Source organism: Carnimonas nigrificans ATCC BAA-78 (assembly GCF_000526695.1).
Lineage (GTDB): Bacteria > Pseudomonadota > Gammaproteobacteria > Pseudomonadales > Halomonadaceae > Carnimonas > Carnimonas nigrificans.
Map to the genome: position 1 here is coordinate 21,928 of NZ_JAGO01000012.1, position 17,606 is coordinate 39,533.

Annotated in this window: 13 protein-coding genes and 2 pseudogenes; 11 read left to right on the forward strand and 4 right to left on the reverse strand. The window is 54.4% G+C overall.

Going from position 1 to position 17,606, the window contains the following annotated elements:
• The first annotated feature begins 305 nt into the window (after positions 1-305).
• The 4 genes from modA (at position 306) to L881_RS0106150 (ending at position 3,656) form a co-directional block, all read left to right on the forward strand.
• Positions 306-1,133 carry a molybdate ABC transporter substrate-binding protein gene (modA, locus tag L881_RS0106135; protein WP_084055415.1) on the forward strand — a complete coding sequence of 276 codons (828 nt, stop codon included), beginning with the start codon at positions 306-308 and terminating at the stop codon, positions 1,131-1,133.
• The gene (gene modB / locus L881_RS0106140) at positions 1,123-1,818 is read left to right on the forward strand and encodes a molybdate ABC transporter permease subunit (RefSeq protein ID WP_211238900.1); all 696 of its coding nucleotides are present in this window, start codon (positions 1,123-1,125) and stop codon (positions 1,816-1,818) included. Before modA ends, modB begins: the two co-directional genes overlap by 11 nt.
• The gene (gene modC / locus L881_RS0106145) at positions 1,815-2,900 is read left to right on the forward strand and encodes a molybdenum ABC transporter ATP-binding protein (protein WP_025732827.1); all 1,086 of its coding nucleotides are present in this window, start codon (positions 1,815-1,817) and stop codon (positions 2,898-2,900) included. Before modB ends, modC begins: the two co-directional genes overlap by 4 nt.
• A gap of 174 nt (positions 2,901-3,074) precedes the next feature.
• A complete protein-coding gene (locus tag L881_RS0106150; protein WP_025732828.1) occupies positions 3,075-3,656 on the forward strand; it encodes a sugar O-acetyltransferase in 582 nt (193 codons plus the stop codon).
• Positions 3,657-3,776: 120 nt separating this feature from the next.
• Here L881_RS0106150 and L881_RS0106155 read toward each other — a convergent pair whose 3' ends face one another.
• Positions 3,777-5,006, reverse strand: coding sequence for a phytanoyl-CoA dioxygenase family protein (locus tag L881_RS0106155; protein WP_211238898.1), 1,230 nt, complete (start codon positions 5,004-5,006; stop codon positions 3,777-3,779).
• Between L881_RS0106155 and L881_RS14110 the strand changes: the two are divergent.
• The 5 genes and pseudogenes from L881_RS14110 to L881_RS0106180 all read left to right on the forward strand — a co-directional run.
• Positions 5,005-5,202, forward strand: a pseudogene (locus tag L881_RS14110) (LacI family DNA-binding transcriptional regulator); the annotation flags it as partial. The gene L881_RS0106155 and the pseudogene L881_RS14110 overlap by 2 nt on opposite strands.
• A 54-nt stretch (positions 5,203-5,256) precedes the next feature.
• Entirely contained in the window at positions 5,257-6,111 is an 855-nt protein-coding gene (locus tag L881_RS0106160; protein ID WP_245587938.1) for a substrate-binding domain-containing protein, read from the forward strand.
• Positions 6,112-6,330: 219 nt separating this feature from the next.
• Positions 6,331-6,822 carry a GNAT family N-acetyltransferase gene (locus L881_RS13400; protein WP_025732831.1) on the forward strand — a complete coding sequence of 164 codons (492 nt, stop codon included), beginning with the start codon at positions 6,331-6,333 and terminating at the stop codon, positions 6,820-6,822.
• Between the two features lie 111 nt (positions 6,823-6,933).
• Positions 6,934-7,362 (forward strand): NINE protein, encoded by a 429-nt coding sequence (locus L881_RS0106170; protein ID WP_025732832.1) that lies wholly within the window; start codon positions 6,934-6,936, stop codon positions 7,360-7,362.
• A 458-nt stretch (positions 7,363-7,820) separates the two neighbouring features.
• Entirely contained in the window at positions 7,821-8,894 is a 1,074-nt protein-coding gene (locus L881_RS0106180; protein WP_025732833.1) for a zinc-binding metallopeptidase family protein, read from the forward strand.
• Positions 8,895-8,932: 38 nt separating this feature from the next.
• Here L881_RS0106180 and L881_RS0106185 read toward each other — a convergent pair whose 3' ends face one another.
• Together L881_RS0106185 and L881_RS12920 are read right to left on the reverse strand one after the other, a co-directional pair.
• Positions 8,933-9,937 carry an alpha-E domain-containing protein gene (locus tag L881_RS0106185; RefSeq protein WP_025732834.1) on the reverse strand — a complete coding sequence of 335 codons (1,005 nt, stop codon included), beginning with the start codon at positions 9,935-9,937 and terminating at the stop codon, positions 8,933-8,935.
• Positions 9,937-11,401, reverse strand: a pseudogene (locus tag L881_RS12920) (circularly permuted type 2 ATP-grasp protein). The gene L881_RS0106185 and the pseudogene L881_RS12920 overlap by 1 nt, the downstream one beginning before the upstream one ends.
• 282 nt (positions 11,402-11,683) lie before the next feature.
• Between L881_RS12920 and L881_RS0106200 the strand changes: the two are divergent.
• A complete protein-coding gene (locus L881_RS0106200) occupies positions 11,684-14,188 on the forward strand; it encodes a circularly permuted type 2 ATP-grasp protein (RefSeq protein ID WP_169730597.1) in 2,505 nt (834 codons plus the stop codon).
• Positions 14,189-14,239: 51 nt separating this feature from the next.
• Positions 14,240-15,124 carry a transglutaminase family protein gene (locus L881_RS0106205; RefSeq protein WP_025732837.1) on the forward strand — a complete coding sequence of 295 codons (885 nt, stop codon included), beginning with the start codon at positions 14,240-14,242 and terminating at the stop codon, positions 15,122-15,124.
• 401 nt (positions 15,125-15,525) lie between these two features.
• Here L881_RS0106205 and L881_RS0106210 read toward each other — a convergent pair whose 3' ends face one another.
• The gene (locus L881_RS0106210; protein WP_025732838.1) at positions 15,526-17,523 is read right to left on the reverse strand and encodes a transglycosylase SLT domain-containing protein; all 1,998 of its coding nucleotides are present in this window, start codon (positions 17,521-17,523) and stop codon (positions 15,526-15,528) included.
• Positions 17,524-17,606: the final 83 nt, after the last annotated feature.

Below are 17,606 nucleotides of genomic sequence, written 5' to 3' on the forward strand. Positions count from 1 at the left end.
CCGCGAGGGCAGTATCACTGAAGCCACGCTTTGTTATATCAATAAGGCCAGGCAGTATTCGATATGCTGTCTGGCAGCGTTGTATCCCCCTGATAGTGGCGACCATCTCACTGCGCGCTAGCTCCCTGAGCCAGGCGTGCGATGGTGCATGCGTGCTTCACTGGTGATGGTCGAGCCACTGCCGCAAGGATAATTTCAGCCGCAGGCGTTCGTTCTATATGAGCAGAAGGGCGAAGCGCTCGATCATCCAGCCATCGTTTGGCCTGGGTCGGGATGTGTAATATCACTATACGAGGTTTTATGGCATGACCGTTTTTGCTTCACGCTTTGCGTTTTTCTCCCGCTCTTTGAGCGCACTTGGCCGTACCGCGTTAGTAGCTGGATGTTGTTTGGCGTCACTGCCCGCCATGGCGGCAACCGTACAGGTCTATGCGGCGGCGTCGATGGCCGATTCCCTCAATAAGGCCGCCGAACGTTACGAGCAGCAGCATCCCGATGTGGAGATCAAGCCGGTATATGCGTCGTCATCGACGTTGGCCCGTCAGATCGCCGCGGGTGCGAATGCGGCCATTTTTATCTCGGCTGACCAGCAGTGGATGGACTGGCTGGGCAAGCAAGGTGTTGAACTGAATCAGCGCGCTGATCTGCTGAGTAATGCCCTGGTGCTGATCGCGCCCAGTAATTCCCGTCAGGAGGCGTTTGTTCCTGACCGTGATCACCCCTTATTGCCGCTGTTGGGGGAGAAGGAGCGTCTTTCTGTGGGCGACCCGAGCCATGTACCGGCAGGTATTTATGCCAAGGCGGCGCTTGAGTCACTGGGCCAGTGGCAAGCGTTGGAGCCCCGCTTGGCTCGCGCCTCCGATGTGCGGGGTGCGCTGGCAATGGTGGAGCAGGGCGAGGCACCTCTGGGCATTGTCTATGGCACGGATGCGAAGGTGAGCGATAAGGTCAAAACTCTCGGCACCTTCCCTGCGTCATCACATCCGCCGGTGACCTATCCGGTGGCTCTGATCGGTAATGCCCCCTCCGACGAGGCGAAGGCGCTGCGTAAGTGGCTGGCGGAGCCTGAAGCGATGAATATCTTTACCACCTACGGTTTTGAAGCGGCATCGGATCACGATGCTGCTGAGTGAACTTGAGTGGGAGACCATTCGGCTTAGTCTACGCATTGCGCTGGCAGCGCTGGGAGTGATCCTGATTCCGGGAATTGCACTGGCCTGGTTACTGGCCCGACGCAACTTTCCCGGCAAGGCGCTGCTGGATGGGGTTATCCATTTACCGCTGGTGCTGCCGCCCGTGGTGGTGGGCTATCTCTTGCTGGTGGCGCTGGGGCGAAATTCCTGGCTGGGGCATTGGCTTGAGCAGCTTGGGGGCTGGCATCTGCCGTTTACCTGGCAAGGCGCAGCGGTAGCAGGGGGCGTGATGGCGCTGCCGCTGCTGGTACGCGCGGCAAGGCTCTCATTTGAGGCGGTCGATCCTGGTCTGGAAGCGGCGGCCCGTACCCTTGGGGCAGGGCGGCTGCGCGTATTCTTCACCATCACACTACCCTTGGCACTGCCAGGAGTGCTGGCCGGTCTGGTGCTGGCCTTCGCCCGTGCGCTGTCGGAATTTGGCGCTACCATCACGTTTGCTTCCAATATTCCCGGCGAAACACGCATTCTGCCCCTGGCACTCTATACCTTGATCCAGTCCCCTGGCGGTGAATACGCGGCTGCCCGGCTGTGTGTTATCGCCATCGTGATTGCGCTGATGGCCATGGTGCTCTCCGAAAGATTGACGCGCGCTGCTCAAAAACGGATACAGGGACGCGACCGATGAGTGGTGGCAGGTTCGAGATTGACATAGCGCACCGTCAGGGAGCGTTTCAGTTGGAGGTTTCGGCATCCCTTCCCGTTCAAGGTGTGAGTGCGCTCTTTGGCGCATCGGGCAGCGGCAAGACCAGCCTGTTGCGTCTGCTGTGCGGACTCGATCGCCCCACGAAGGGGCGGATTGTGCTGGGCGACAGCGTGTTGGTGGACACGGCCGCTCGACGCTGGGTGCCGCCTCAGCAGCGGCGTATGGGCGTCGTTTTCCAGGAACCTCGTCTGTTTCCCCACTATCGAGTAGCGGGAAATCTGCGCTATGCCATGACTCGGGAATCCCGTGGCCGTTGGGATGAACTGGTGGCTCTGTTGGGTATCGAACCATTGTTGAAGCGTTGGCCCGCCACCCTGTCAGGCGGTGAGGCGCGCCGTGTCGCCATCGCCCGCGCACTGCTGAGTTCGCCCCAGTTGTTACTGCTCGATGAGCCTTTTAGCGGCCTGGATGAAGATCGCCATGGCGAGCTGGTGCGCTATCTTCAGCGCATCATGAACGAATGGCAGTTGCCGATGGTGATTATCTCCCATAGTCCGCAGGATGTGGTGGCTCTGGCGGATCATCTGGTGGTGCTGAAATCGGGGAGCAAGATGCTGGAAGGCGCGTTGGAAACGCTGTTTGCCGAGTCGCAATTGAGCGAAATAACGCCATTCGCCAGCCTGTCGATACTCTCTGGCCGAGTCGCAGCGCCTGCCACCGACTGTCAGCCCGCGCAGGTTATCCTTGATGATAACCAACGGATGCCGGTACGCGGCAGCCATGCTCCCGTCGGAACCCGAGTCAGGTTAATGATGGAACGCAGGGAGCTGCGCCTTATGGACGGAAAGGCCAGCCACACACTCATGGCCGAAGTGGAAGATATTTTCCCAGCTCTCGGTGAAGGCGGCCATCCGGAAGCTGGCCTGATGAACGTCACGGTGCGGCTCGCCGGCCAAAGGCTCTCCCTGTGTGCCACGGCTGACTATATCAGGCAACTGGGGTTGGCCCCTGGCAGTCGCTGTAGGGTGGGCCCCGGCGTACCTGCGGTTGTGAGGGTGGGGTAGTAGAAGGATCGTATGTCAGGCGTTGTTATTTCCTTCAAGTGATATGTGTAAATATCGCCAAGTCTAATATTCCTGGTAGCGAGTTACAGGGGGATTTTACATTCTTTTTTATCATCAATAGCATTAGGCAAGTAAATATCCTGTCACCCTATACTCTCCAATTAAGGAACCTCTATGAATGAAATGGAAAAGGCCGCTAAGGGCCTTCTTTATGATGCCAACTATGATGAGCAGCTAATTAAGGTACGTGAGGTCACGAAAAAACGCCTCTTTGACTTTAATCACACCTCTTTTGTCGATTATGAAAAGCGTCATTCATTGCTGACTCAAATTTTGGGAGAGATGGGAGAAAATTGCACGATAGAAGGCCCTTTCTATTGTGATTACGGCTATAACATTACCGTGGGTACCAATTTCTATGCCAACGTGAACCTGGTCATCCTGGACGGCGCAAGGGTCAGCATCGGACATAATGTTTTCATCGCACCTAATGTTGGCATTTATACGGCGGGCCATCCGCTAGATGTTGAGCGCAGGAATCAAGGGCTTGAATATGCCTGGCCGGTGACAATTGAAGATAATGTGTGGATTGGGGCGGGTGTTCACATTCTCCCAGGCGTAACCATCAGCAGCGGAAGTGTCATTGGCGCCGGAGCGGTGGCTACCAGGAATGTTCCCGCTGAATCACTGGTGGTGGGTAATCCGGGCAAGGTCGTGCGTAAAATTACCGACGAAGACAAGAAGCGCTTTCAGTAGGCGTGTATTTATATAAGTAACGGTTGTTAGTTTTGTGTGTGGAGTTTAATGCCTCACCACCGTATATAATCTGGGTACGGCGGTGGGCTATAGAAGTTCTTGTGGTTAGAAATAAGCTTATCAATCCCCTGGCTGACGCCGGTTGAATTGCTCCTGAAGTTTTGTAATGAAATCTTCTGTCGATAGCCTTTTATCCAATGCGTGGGTGATAAGCTCTGCCTGTGTCTCTGGAACTAGCGAGTTGATCGGCTGATCCTTGCTCAGGTTAGTGGGGAAGGGGTACCCCTCAGCGGATGCTGCAATTGCATGAGCGACGCTCTCGCTGCCATGGCGAGAGGCTCGTTCTGCAAGCGTTGGGTAAATAGCGCGGCAAATAGCCATGCGGTCGAGATTTCCCATGGCGCGCCCGAACCCCGAAGAGACTTGAATCAGATTGGCCATGCGTCGAATATCGCTGGAAGTATTGCTTCCGGCACAGTGGAATAACGCTGGGTTAAAGAACACGGCATCGCCCTTGTCGAGGGGAAGCTGAATATACCTGTCCTGAAACAGTTGCCTAACGTCTTCTCGCTGTATCGCCAAATACCCTTCCAGATAGCGTTGGGAAAAGGGCAGATACTGGGTAGGCCCGCTCTCCAGAGGCATATCGCAGTGGGCAATCGCGCCTTGTAAGGTCAGGCAGGCAGAAAGGGCGTGTACATGGGAGGGAAAACGCTCGGCCTGCCGCTGTTCCATGAAACCTAAATGATAATCACGGTGAGCAGTCTGGGCCTTGCCGCCTGGCAGCACTACGTTAAGATCCGACGTGACCTGATACATTGGTCCAAGCCAGGCGGCGCAGGCCAGTGCCAATGTTGGATTATTGTAATAATCGACATAGGTTTCAGCAGAACGGAAAGCGAACTTTTCCTGTGCTCCCCAAAGTCGCTCATTGGTGCCTGGCGGTGCAAAGTGATCACCATTGTTGACCTTGTTTTCACGTTGTTCTGCAAGTAGTGCTTCAAGTACTTCATTACTTGCATCAATGACTTGTCTGCTGAATGCCCCCTTGATAATAAAGATACCGGCTCCGCTGCGCAGGGTTCTGGCCCATTCATCGCCAAGCTCACGGAGCGCATTACTATTGCTATAGGCTGACTCGACAGTAGCAACATCATAACCTGGTACGTTTTTTTCAATAGTCGTTGCCAGCGGCACATCCTTCTTGCTCGTACTATCGTCCAGTAGAGCTTCCAGATCTTCGATACGACACTCTTCTGCATTTAACCAGGTACGATGAGGAAAGTTGATTGAGTGCATGTCCATTACTCTATGGTGAGGTTGATATAGCGTTATCGCCACCGCAATCATGGCAGTGGGTCAGTACGCTCAAGAAGTGCCGGCATCCATCAAAATCACCTCAATCAGGGAGGTTAGACCATTGGCCCATAGGTTTGCTGTCAGAGAGATTGCGCGTCAGGCTGGGCTTAGTGAGGCTACGGTTGATCGTGTGCTACACGAGCGGGGCGGGGTACGGCCAAGTACAAAAGAGCTGGTCAATGTAGCCATAGAGGAGCTTTCCCGGCAGGTACGCCCATTACGTCCGGGGGAACACAGCCTGGTGATTGACCTGGTCATGTGGACGCCTCTGCGTTTTTCAGCAGTGGTGCAACATTCCCTGGAGCGTTCTTTGGTTGAACGAACTCCCCATGCTATTCGGGTGCGAAGTCGCTGCCTTGAACATTGGACGCTGCCAGCACTGGTGGCATGGCTTGATCGGCTTCCGAAACGCAAAAGTCAGGGGGTAATTCTCAAGGCGCCTGATCTTCCCCAGATTTCTGCGGCCATTGAGCGATTATCCGCTGCAGGTATCCCGGTTGTGACGCTGGTCACTGATATTACCGATAGTTCGCGGCTGGCCTATGTAGGTAGTGATAATGAGTCGGCCGGCGAGACAGCGGCACATCTTGTTCATGGATGGATGCAGGGCGTGAAGGGGAAAGTAGCAGTCGTGACGAGTGGAGAGTGGTTCAATGGGGAGGAACAGCGCGCCAATGCGTTTTGCTCGCAGCTGGCGTGTTTGACGCCGCAACGTGAGGTCACCACGCTGGAATGTCCCAATGGTCTGGATGCAGAAACATATCAACGTTTCAGCGCGTTACTGGATGCCGATTCAGATATAAATGCTGTTTATTCCGTCGGTGGCGGCAATGCTGGAATATTGTCAGCATTCGATTATAAAAGAAAAGCGTGTGCCTGTTTTATTACCCATGATTTGGGAGAAGAACACCGTGCACTATTATCCCAGCGACGTTTATCGGCAGTGCTTCATCATGATCTGGTAGAGGATATGAGACGCGCCTGTAATATATTACTGCATTATCACTATAGTGACCGACGTCGCGGTGATGCCCAGGCACTGGCCGGTGGAGCTTCTCCCATACAGGTCATCACTCCCTATAATCTGCCACGCTAAACACCAGTCGGCTGCCAAACCGCTCTCGATGCGTTGAACCTGCCCACTGATTCCCTTTCAGTCACATGCGTCGTATGGTTGATAACGCGGGAAGTGCAGGCGCTGTTGCGTTGAGCACTTCCTGCTACCGCCTCAACCTGCGCGAAAGATAGAATGCGCAGGTAGGCAAATAATGCAGGGTGTTGGCTTCTTTTGACTCATAAAGCGAGTGACACAGCGATGCAACCGACGCATTTGGCTAAATTCAGCGACTCCGCACGCGGGCACTCGTTACCCCCTGAATGGCGCGGGGCCAGCGGTGAGGAAGATGCCTGCTATGCGTGCCAGCTGGTGGAGCACACGATGACACCTTACTGGGCGCGGCGTCAGATGCGTTTCAGTAGCACGATGTTTTCGACCTTCTGGCGTGACTATGACGCATTGATACTGGAGCATGCGGGGCAGCGCAGCGGTATCATCGCGTGGCAGATAGATGACGTGTACGCCCATCTGCGCGAGCTGCATCTTGATGCTCAGGTGCGTGGACAGGGGCGTGGGGCAGCGATCCTTAATGCGTGGCTGTCATACTCGCGTAGCGCGGGGGCACGGCACGCACGTTTGCGGGTATTTGCCGAGAATCCGGCGCGCCATCTCTACCTGCGAGCCGGGTTTGACGTAACAGGTGAAGATGCCCGGGTGCAGGGGCTGTTGACCATGGAGCGCCGATTATAAGCCTATTATAAAAAGTGCCGAAGGAACCTGGCGCGGCGCTGGCTGTCCATGCATAGGTGCCAACACAGTCAGGCTGAATGCCTTTATATTGAACAGATAACAGGAACAACGATGGTGCAACGTGCAGCGCTTGACCCTACCCACAGTGTATTAATGGGCTACCTGCTGTGGATTTTTGGTTTTACCGGATCGCACCGTTTCTATTACGGCAAACCCGTGACCGGCACCCTATGGTTTTTCACCTTCGGGCTTTTTTTCATCGGCTGGATTATTGATATTTTCCTGATACCGCGCATGAACAGGCTCGCAGATATTCGCTTCCGGCCCGGACGTACCAACTACTCTGCTGCCTGGCTGTTGCTCACCTTTACGGGAATATTCGGCCTGCATCGCATGTATATGGGGAAATGGATCAGCGGCCTTATTTATCTGCTCACCGGCGGGGTATTCCTGCTGGGTGTGCTATTCGATTACTGGACGCTGAATGATCAGGTGTCGATGCAGAATATACGCAATCGTTACGGAAGCTCGTCGAATTAACGCAGCCATCCAGTTAACCCTTGTCTCAGGTGATGTTATTACCCACGGTGCCTGATGAGAAATCCCGCTGGTGTCGGTTGCACTCAGCGGGATTCTTTTATCAACCGCAAACAACCACATAGAAGCGCCGCTATCCTGTGATAACAGCGCTTCAATATCGCTAACGCGCCAGTAGGTTTGGCCTGTAATTGCCGTTACGCTCGGCTGGCGACAGTATGCTGACGCCGTTGCTGGAGCCTTTCGCGATACTTTCGAACACTGCACGGTAATCCAGTACCGCAAGCACATGGTTGCGTGTTTCGCGGAAGGGGATGCATCAGCGGGAGCATGCTGCCTGTCAGAAAATGATGTGAATGATCATGTGAAAGAACATAATATCGCGATGTTGCGCTAAATCTGCTGCTATTATCTGTATTCTTGCCTCATCCATTTTTGCCGTACTTGCTGAGATCTGTGTCATGCGTATCTATGAATGCGTTTGCAACACACCGCTGTTTTTCGACAATAGCCAATGTCTTTCCTGTTCCCGTGAGGTGGGCTGGTGCCCCAACTGTTATGCCCTCCGGGCTCTCGAAGCGTTGGGGAATGGGGTCTATTGTTGTACTCATCCTGATTGTGCTGCCGAGCTGGTCAAGTGTCAGAACTACCAGCAATATGATGTATGCAATCGCATGGTGGCACGTAGTGAATATGAGCGAGGCTTCCATTTCTGTGACTGTTGTCGTTGCAACAGTATTATTCCCGATCTTTCCATTCCTGGGGCACAGGCGCGCTGGTCAGCATTGGAACGAGCCAAGAGAAGGCTGTTTTATACGCTTGATCTGCTTGGGCTACCTCACCAAAGTGCGTCAGACCCCTGCCCGGAGTTGCCACTGAGTTTTTCGTTCATGGGCGATGCTGTGCCGGAAGGGCAAGGACGATGGCGTTGGGCGGGGCAGGACGTGGTATATACCGGTCATGCACAAGGCAATATCACAATCAATGTACGTGAGGCCGATGATGCCGAGCGTGAGCGCATGCGTGTGAACATGGGGGAGGAGCATCGTACGTTAATAGGCCACTTCCGCCACGAGATTGGCCACTACTATTGGGAGCTGTTGGTCAAGAACCGTGATGAAGAGGCATGCATGAGCGTGTTTGGTGATCATCGCTCACCGACATATGCGCAAGCCATGGATACCTATTATGCCAATGGCCCTGCGCCGGATTGGCGTACTCACCATGTCTCGGCCTATGCCAGTATGCACCCTTGGGAAGACTTTGCTGAAACCTTCGCTCTATATCTTGATATTGTGTCGGTCATGGATACTGCTGAAGGCTGTGGGTTATGTAAACCCATGAAGGATAATACGCTTGAGGCGACACTTGGTCATTGGGCCAGGCTGGGCATTATGTTGAATGAGCTTAACCGTGACATGGGGCTACTTGATTTTGCTCCGGAAATAATACAATCCAAAGTGATCGAAAAGTTGCGTTATATTGATCGCTTGATCACACAGGGTGTATCCGTTTCACGCGGTACCGGGCAATAAACGCCGGTACCGCGTGAAAAATGTATCAGTAAATAGCTTCAATCCTCATCCAGCATATCGTTTGGGGCTGTTTGTGTCTGATTCTCCAGTGATTGTTCTATTCCTTTACGAGCAAAGAAATTGCTGCAAATCGACTCGTGTAGAGCATTAAAGTCAACCTGGAACTGATCCATGGTATTACTGAGATCATCCGGTGATTTAGCCAATAGGCGGAAGTCCGTTTCAGCGACTTCTGCCTGGATCAGGGTAGCTGATGCCAGCGGACGGTCATGGTGGGGCAGGTGACGTAACTCTTCCGAGAGTGTATTCAGGCAGTAGCAGATCGACCTTGGAAAATGCCTGTCCTTGGCGAGGAACTCCAATACGTCCGCGGCACGTACCCTTACTCTGATCTGCTGACGGTACATCTGATAGCCTGTCAGTGATTTCAGTACGCTCATCCATTCGAGGTTTTCAAACGGAGTTAACTGGCTTGGATCACGGGGCAACAGACTGCCCGAACGCACATCAATGATACGTGTGGTCATATCGGCCCGCTCAAGATGACGCCCTATGCGGATAAAGGTCGATGCCTGGGTCCGGCTTAACGAGCCTTCGAGGATACCTGTAATGGTTTGGCACCCACGGATGATCTCCTTGAGAAACTGCTCACGGTTTGAAGGTACAAGACCACCTGCTACTCGTGCCGACACCTTCATGTACAGTGCGTTGATTTCTTCCCATATTTCTTGTGGGATGATGTCCCGTGTAGTGCGCAGGTTTTCACGTGCGGCGGCAAGTGAAGAGATCAATGAGCCAGAGTATTCCTTATCGGCGCAGAGAAACGCCATGACATTCTGTTCATTGAAGTCATTGTAGCGAGCCTCGAATTGATCACTGCTACTGGTGATGTCCAGCAGATTGGCCCAGCCCTTGGGGCGGGCTTCAGGGAAATCCAACTGTAGGTGAACATCGACGCTGACCATGCGCGCGGTATTTTCAGCGCGCTCAATATAACGCGACATCCAGTAGAGGTTTTCGGCGACCCTTGAAAGCATGTCCATCACGCCTCCTCCCCGGTGTCGATAATCCAGGTATCCTTGCTGCCCCCCCTCCTGTGAAGAGTTGACTACCAACGATCCTTCGACCAGGGCAACCCGAGTCAAACCGCCAGTGGTCACGTAAGTGCTGTCACCCCCTGAGAGAATAAAAGGGCGCAGATCAATATGCCGTGGTTGGATACCGGCATCTCCACACAGGGTCGGAGAAGTCGAAAGATTAAGCATCGGCTGTGCCATGTAGTTACGTGGGTCAGCCTTGATCAGTTCGGCAAATCTTGATCGTTCTTCAGGTGTTGCATGCGGGCCGATCAGCAGCCCATAGCCACCGGATTCATTGGCGGGTTTGACGACCAGCTCATCCAGATGGTTAAGGACATAGTCACGTTGATCATCAAACATGCATAAATAGCTGGGTACGTTGGGCAGAATAGGCTCTTCATCCAGATAATAGCGAATCAGGTCGGGTACGAAGGCATACATGACCTTGTCGTCTGCTACGCCCGCGCCAGGGGCATTGGCAAGTGCCACGTTACCTGTCCGCCATGCTCTCATCAGTCCAGGAACACCGAGCATGGAGTCGGGGTGGAATACTTCCGGATCGAGAAAGAGATCATCAATGCGGCGGTAAATGACGTCGACACGGGTCAGACCTACGACAGTACGCATATAGACTACATCATTATCATCAACGATCAGGTCTTCGCCGAGCACCAGCTCAATGCCCATTTGCTGGGCAAGATAGGCGTGCTCATAGTAGGCCGAGTTGTAGATACCGGGAGATAGCACAACAATATGAGGCTCATCCTGCGGACGCGGGGACATGCTGGCGAGCATGTCATAAAGCTGTGATGCATAGTCATCGACGGGAAGAATGCGACTATTGGCAAAAAACTCTGGCAATACGCGTTTGGTGACATTGCGGTTTTCCAGCATATAGGAAACACCGGAGGGAACACGCAGATTATCTTCAAGTACGTAGATGGTCCCGCTCTTGTCCCTTACCAGGTCGGAGCCACAGATATGGGCCCATATATGGTGAGGAGGATCTATGCCGACACATTGTGGTCGGAAGTTGGCCGAGTTGGCCAGTAGTTCGGGGGGCAGGATGCCATCCTTGAAGGCACGCTGATCATGGTAAATATCATCAATCAATAGATTGAGAGCTTTCACTCGTTGCTTGAGGCCCGTCTCCGTACGGCGCCACTCTTTGGCAGGGATAATCCGGGGAACTATGTCGAATGGCCATGCCCGATCAATGGCATTGCCTTCGGAGTAGACTGTAAAAGTGATGCCCATTGTCTGGATAGCAGCTTCCGCCGCCGATTTGTGCGCAGATAATTCACTGGGGGCCAGGTTGGCAAGATAATCGCACAAGGCTTTGGATGCTGGCCGAGGAATACTGTCGATACCGATCAGTTCATCGAAGTGTTTGTCGCTGCGATAGTGTGCCCAATCAATTTCCATCATTTGTTGCACCTCTAGCTTACGATGGGACAAGACCCTCGCAATCTCTTGTAATTATGCTGGATATAACATGATGTGAGGCTGCAAGGCCGGTTTTGAGCAAATATAGGTGAGATTCTCCTGCGTTATTTTTTATCTGGATTCTAGCTATATCATTATGTCTGTCGAAAGAGAAGAGGTTGGCAATGTTAATCGCTGACTGGCGCGGCGCAGGTGTATCACGCATACTCCGGATACCGCTGCTGGAATGGTTATGCAGCATAATAACAAGTGATGACGCTTGGCATGACTCCTACACCGTTTGTCTCCACCAAGGAGCATGATGCCAATCTGGCAAAACTGCTCCGTGGGTATACTCCGGCACAAGGGTTTGACGCACTCTATGATGCGTGCGGGCAATTACGCCCTCACTGGCATGAATTTCTCCATGGTTTTGTCGCTCAAGGTGAAGAGAGCATCCGGCAGCGTGTCAATGAAGTACAGCGACTACTGCATGAAAATGGACTTACCTTTAAGGGGAGAGACGCGCATTCCACGGCACGCCATTGGAGCCTTGATCCACTACCGCTTCTGGTAACAAATGGAGAGTGGGCAGAGATAGAACAGGGGATTCAGCAATGGGCACGCTTGCTGAATGCCGTGCTGTGTGACGTGTATGGCGAGCAGAAAGTGCTGCGCGAAGGCTGGCTGCCAACCGGGGCGCTGTTCCAGCATGGATGGTGGTGGCCCGCCTGTCATGGCACCTTGCCCGACCATGGGGCTGCCTTGTCTACCTTGGGAATGGACCTGATCTGCGACACCTATGGGCAATGGCGTGTAGTGACACCTCGGACCCAATCCCCGCTGGGTGCTGGCTATGCGCTGGAGAATCGAATCGTCTTGGCGCGCTCTTTCCCGCGTTTGTATCGCGATGCACCGCTGCGACGGCTGGCTGGAGCGCTTGCCGAAGGTCATCAGACGCTTCGGGCATTGGGCGCTGGTCATCGTGAACACCCTAATGTGGTGCTACTGACAGCAGGGCCTCATAGTGATGGCTACCTTGAGCATGCCTATCTTGCTAGCTACCTCAATATTCCGCTGGTCGAAGGGCAGGATCTGGTTGTTCGGGAACAGCGCGTCTGGATTCGAACGCTGGGTGGGTTGACCCCTGTCGATGTGATTTTGCGTCGCATGAGTGATGCCTGGTGTGATCCCCTGGAGCTGCGTGCCGATTCTATTCTTGGCGTCGCAGGGCTGATGCAGGCTGTACGATCAGGTCAGGTACATATCGCTAATCCGATCGGCTCAAGCATTATCGAACACCCGATACTCAAGCCATTCTGGCCGCGTTTATGTCAAACCCTCCTGGGCGAGTCATTGTTGATGAAATGCGCGGAAAGCTGGTGGTGCGGCGAGCCGGAGGGTCTTGAGCGTACCCTGCAGGAGCTTCCTCAACTGGTTCTCTATCCTTGTACAGAAGGTGCTGGCGCTATTCATGCCGCTGCCTTGAGTGATCTGGACCTGGAAAGTCTCAAGGCTTCCGTTCTTGAGCGCCCTGATAAATATGTGGCAGAACGGCCGATGGCCTCGGCCACTGCCCCTGTATTTGACATGGAACATCAACAACTTGTCCCGGAACGACTCTCGCTGCGGCTGTTTGCTTCGCTGGATTCATCTTCTGTAGAGCATGGGGCTGGTGAAGTCAGCTACAACGTAATGCCAGGCGGACTGGTATGGGTAGGGGAACCCGGACAGTCAGCGTTTCAGAGCAGTGTGGTCAAGGATCTATGGGTACTGGCTGATCAACCCCAGCCCCATGTCAGTCCGCTGCGTCAGGCCAGCGCGCCATTGGTTGTGACGCGTGATGGTGTCGATCTGCCTAGCCGTGTTGCGGATAGCCTCTTCTGGTTTGGGCGTTATGGCGAGCGCCTGGATAATCGTGCCCGTTTGGTACGAGAGGCCTTTGTTCGTCTGCTTGAGCAGGATCAGGCAAGTGTGGTCGATCCTTCCTTGAACAGTCTGTTACGCATACTGGGACACGGTTCTATAACGACGAGTGATCCTGCGGCCCGGTTCGGGCAGAGTCGTGGCTGTCTGAAGGATGAGATAGAGGCTACTGGCCCTGCTGGTTTGATGACTCTCGCTGCGGCAGTAAAACGAAATGCTCAGGCTGTACGGGATCACCTGGGGGATGATGCCTGGCGGCTGATCAGTAATCTGGGCAATGAACTTGCCGAGAGCCATAGCGCCATGAGCGGGCGTCGTGCCTGTGAGCGCACTATTACTGAACTGGCCGCTGTCTTTGGTTTGTGCAACGAAACCATGCCACACCATTATGGTTGGCGCCTGATGGATATAGGGCGCTTTCTCGAGCGCTGCCAGAATAGTCTGACCCTGCTAAGTAATGCCTTAATTGACAGTCCAGCCGATGAGAGCGCCGGTGCCGGCGAAATGATGCTGGCAGCGACTGACAATTTTACTGCCTATCGCCGCCGTTATCGTAGTGAACTTCATCCCAATGCCTTGCTTGATCTGTTGCTTTTCGATGAAGGCAACCCGCGCTCCATCGGATATATGTTCAAGCGCTTGAAACGGCAATTGGATAGATTGCCGCAACCAAACAGCTCGTCTTATCGTTCGGAAGAGCAGCGCCTCTTGATTCTGGCCAGTTCCCGCTTGCAGCTTGCAGCTTGCCGATGTTCCCGCTCTTGCCGGATTGCCCGATTCTCCCGAGAGCAAACGGGTGCTGGCGACTCTGCTGGAAGAGCTGTGGGCACCGTTGGATCGCTTATCGGATGCCATCAGCAATAGTCATTTTGCCCATGTCGAGACTCCACGCCAGCTGTTGGAGATGCAAGCTCCATGATTTATCGGCTGCGACATACTACCCGCTATGAATATGCCTCGATGGTCACGCTCTGTCATAGTGAAGCCCGCATGTTGCCTCGTCAGCTACCGTGGCAGCACTGTGATGAGTCGGAAATTACCATCTTTCCCATAACCGTCAGCCGCTGTATGCATACTGATGTATTCGGCAACCGTGTCCTTTATTTTTCCCTTGAAGAACCGCATCAATCGCTGGGCATCACGATTGATACACGAATACGCACATCGGCTCGACCGGCACCGGTCGATAATGGTCGTCCCTGGCGTAGCTCCTTGGCACTTTCGGTGGGCTGCCAAGAGCGGCTGGATACGGCAATGGTAAGTGTAGACTCGCCCCTCGTCGTGAGTTCTGACTCCCTGCGCGATTATGCCTTGCCAAGTTTTCCTGAACATCGTACTGCCCTTGAAGGTGTACTGGATCTGAATCAACGCATTTTCAATGAGTTCTCATACGATCCGGGCTACACCACGGTTGCCACGCCCATTGATGATGTACTACTCAACCGCAGGGGAGTGTGCCAGGACTTTGCCCATCTGATGATCGGATGTCTTCGCTCACTAGGGTTCCCCACACGTTATATCAGTGGTTATCTGGAGACGCTGCCTCCTCCTGGGCAACCTCGGCTGATCGGCGCTGATGCATCACATGCCTGGCTGGCCGTCTATCTGCCGGAAAGTGGCTGGCTCGAATTGGATCCTACCAATGGCAGCCTATCGGGAGAGAAGCATATTATTAACGCTTGGGGACGTGATTATGCCGATGTTGCTCCCTTGAAAGGGGTGATGAGCGGTGGTGGCTCACAGCACCTGACGGTCTCTGTGGATGTAGAACCATTGGGCGAAACATCTTCTCCTCCATAAGTTTTCCCCCAAGGATATCTTTCCAGAACGTTCCTGTTCTGATGGATGCCACCAAGCAATTTCACCGGCCACCTGGTTTCTACTGAACAACGTTTTGCTTCATCACTTCGATGGCGTTATTCCTCATTACATCTGTTTGATTCTGAATAGATGATGGAGTCGTTGGCGTAGTCGTTTAAACAGTGGCAACAGGTAGTTACTTCATGAAAACAGGTACGCGCGCAGGCGCTCTACGCAAGAAATAATCGAGCTTGAACATCAGCACAACGAACGGCCCGCCGAAAACTGGATATTAGTCCAATCTTCGGCGGGCCATTTCTATATTCGGGAACATATTTTTATCAACCGCAAACACCTCACCGAAGCGCCGCTATCCTGTGGTAACGGCGCTCCAGTATCGCTTAGCGTGCCAGTAGGTTTGGCCCGTAAGTGCCGTTACGCTCGGCTGGCGATAGCATGCTGACGCCGTTGCTGGAGCCTTTCGCGATACTTTCGAATACCGCACGGTAATCCAGTACCGCAAGCACATAGTTGCGTGTTTCGCGGAAGGGGATGCTTTCAACAAACAGGTCAAACGGCTGGTTGCTGTTGGCCAGCCAGCGATCCACGCGACCGGGGCCGGCATTATAAGCAGCGGCAGCGGCAATGCGGTTGCCGTTATAGCGCTCCAGCATCGACGTAATATAGCTGGCACCGAAACGAATGTTGGTATCAGGATCCTTGAGGCTGTTCACTCCTGAATAGGGAATGCCTTCCACACGGCTGATGTGCTGCGCTGTGCCCGGCATGAGCTGCATCAGGCCGCGTGCACCGGCAGGCGACTGGGCGCTTGGGTTGAAGGCGCTTTCGCGTCGCGCAATGCCCATCAGCATATAAGGATCGGTGCCATGAGCGTTGCCCCAGCGCTGGAACTGGCTCAGGTAGGCGGGAGGGAAGCGCCACGCCAGCGAGTCGAGCGCCCTGGCGGTGATCGACCCTTGTACGGCCAGCGCATACCAGTGCTGCTTGATGGCATAGGCCGCCATGGCTTCACGCTTGGCGTGATCCGCCCGTTGCAGGGTATAGACCCATTCGCTGTAGGCCAGCCCCGGCTCACCAATACGATAAAGCGCCGCTACACGCTGTACCGCGGGAAGTGCTGCGACCTGATTGATACGAGCAGGCGAGACAGGATGCGACTTGTCATTCATCGCGTAAGAAGCATGAATGCGATCCGCTGCTGCGAAGCCCCAGAAATCACGCTCTTCGGCCGCCGCGCGATAAGCGTTGTTGGCAGTAGCGCGCTCACCGAGCTGCTCTGCGGCACGCCCGAGCCAATATTGCCAGCGTGGGCTGCGGCGTACTTCCGCCGGCATCTTCGGCACCATACGGTACACGCCGCGCCAGTCGCGTTCGGCCAGTGCCGTGCGAATACGCAGCTCATAAAGGGCGTTATCGTTCAGTTGCGGTAGCGTCTGATCTACCCAGCTACGGTTGTCACTCACCTCTTTCAGCATCGAGTTGAAGGCGATGTCGTGCTGAATGGCGAGACGCTGTTCGTTATTGAGCGCCTGACTGCTGGAAAGCTGCCGCCATGCGCTGAGCGCTGCGCGCGGATCGCTGCGACTGAGCGAGTGAAACGCCACCGTCATCAGGCGACCGGCGGCGTGACTGTCTGGCCCCAGGCGCGCCGGTACAGTTGTTACCGCAGCAGGATTGGCATACACCCGATCGAAGGTTGCCATCGCGCTCTGCCAGTTGGGCGCATCAATCAGTTTGCGCACATAGTTGACAAGTGAGCTGTTGCCACTCTGCCAGGCGTGCATCAGGCGCGCCCAATCATTGCTTGCGGTAATTTCACCGCGACTGCGCAGGGTATCGAACAGCGGATCGCAGGCGTTGGGCTGGGAGTGACCTACTTCCCACAGCTCACGTCCACCGGCAGCGGCGCGCTGCGGGTCGCGGGTCAGCAGCGCACGGTAGTAGTAGCACTGGTTTTCGGTAGCGCTGGGCACTCCATTGCTGATCGCCAGCAGGGCAGCATCATTCCCCGCCTTGCCATAGGCTCGCTGGGCAAAGTTGCGTAACCACTCCGATAGCGGCGAATCACTATTGGCATTAATGAAGCGGCTGATCGAGGTGGCTGGAATATCCGGGAGCTGGTTGCGCAGTTGGTGGTATTGAATGTAGGCCCCCAGCACATGATTCGATACGGCTGAACTGGTATCGAAGCTGCCCTGGCGAGCGCTGTTGAGTGCTTGCTCAATGGCCGCATCACCGGTATCGGCGTGGGCTATGGTTGCGCTGCCCAGCGGGGCGAACAGGGCGGCTGAAATGGCGGCGGCCAGCAGGGTGCGGCGAGGATGTCGCGCACGTCGAAAGATGGCAGATCTCTTGGCGATTGATGCAGATACGGTCACAGGTACTCCTTTTAGCGAGCCGACCATTGCGACTTGAATTTTTCAGGGGCCGTCCGCACTTAGAAGACTTCATGTGCGGCAGG

Bases quoted from the DNA above. Each gene is read 5' to 3' on its own strand.
- modA (WP_084055415.1), top strand. From the start codon at position 306: ATGACCGTTTTTGCTTCACGCTTTGCGTTTTTCTCCCGCTCTTTGAGC.
- L881_RS0106170 (WP_025732832.1), top strand. From the start codon at position 6,934: ATGGTGCAACGTGCAGCGCTTGACCCTACCCACAGTGTATTAATGGGC.
- L881_RS0106150 (WP_025732828.1), top strand. From the start codon at position 3,075: ATGAATGAAATGGAAAAGGCCGCTAAGGGCCTTCTTTATGATGCCAAC.
- L881_RS0106155 (WP_211238898.1), bottom strand. From the start codon at position 5,006: ATGATTGCGGTGGCGATAACGCTATATCAACCTCACCATAGAGTAATG.
- L881_RS0106185 (WP_025732834.1), bottom strand. From the start codon at position 9,937: ATGGACATGCTTTCAAGGGTCGCCGAAAACCTCTACTGGATGTCGCGT.
- L881_RS13400 (WP_025732831.1), top strand. From the start codon at position 6,331: ATGCAACCGACGCATTTGGCTAAATTCAGCGACTCCGCACGCGGGCAC.
- L881_RS0106180 (WP_025732833.1), top strand. From the start codon at position 7,821: ATGCGTATCTATGAATGCGTTTGCAACACACCGCTGTTTTTCGACAAT.
- L881_RS0106205 (WP_025732837.1), top strand. From the start codon at position 14,240: ATGATTTATCGGCTGCGACATACTACCCGCTATGAATATGCCTCGATG.
- L881_RS0106200 (WP_169730597.1), top strand. From the start codon at position 11,684: ATGACTCCTACACCGTTTGTCTCCACCAAGGAGCATGATGCCAATCTG.
- modC (WP_025732827.1), top strand. From the start codon at position 1,815: ATGAGTGGTGGCAGGTTCGAGATTGACATAGCGCACCGTCAGGGAGCG.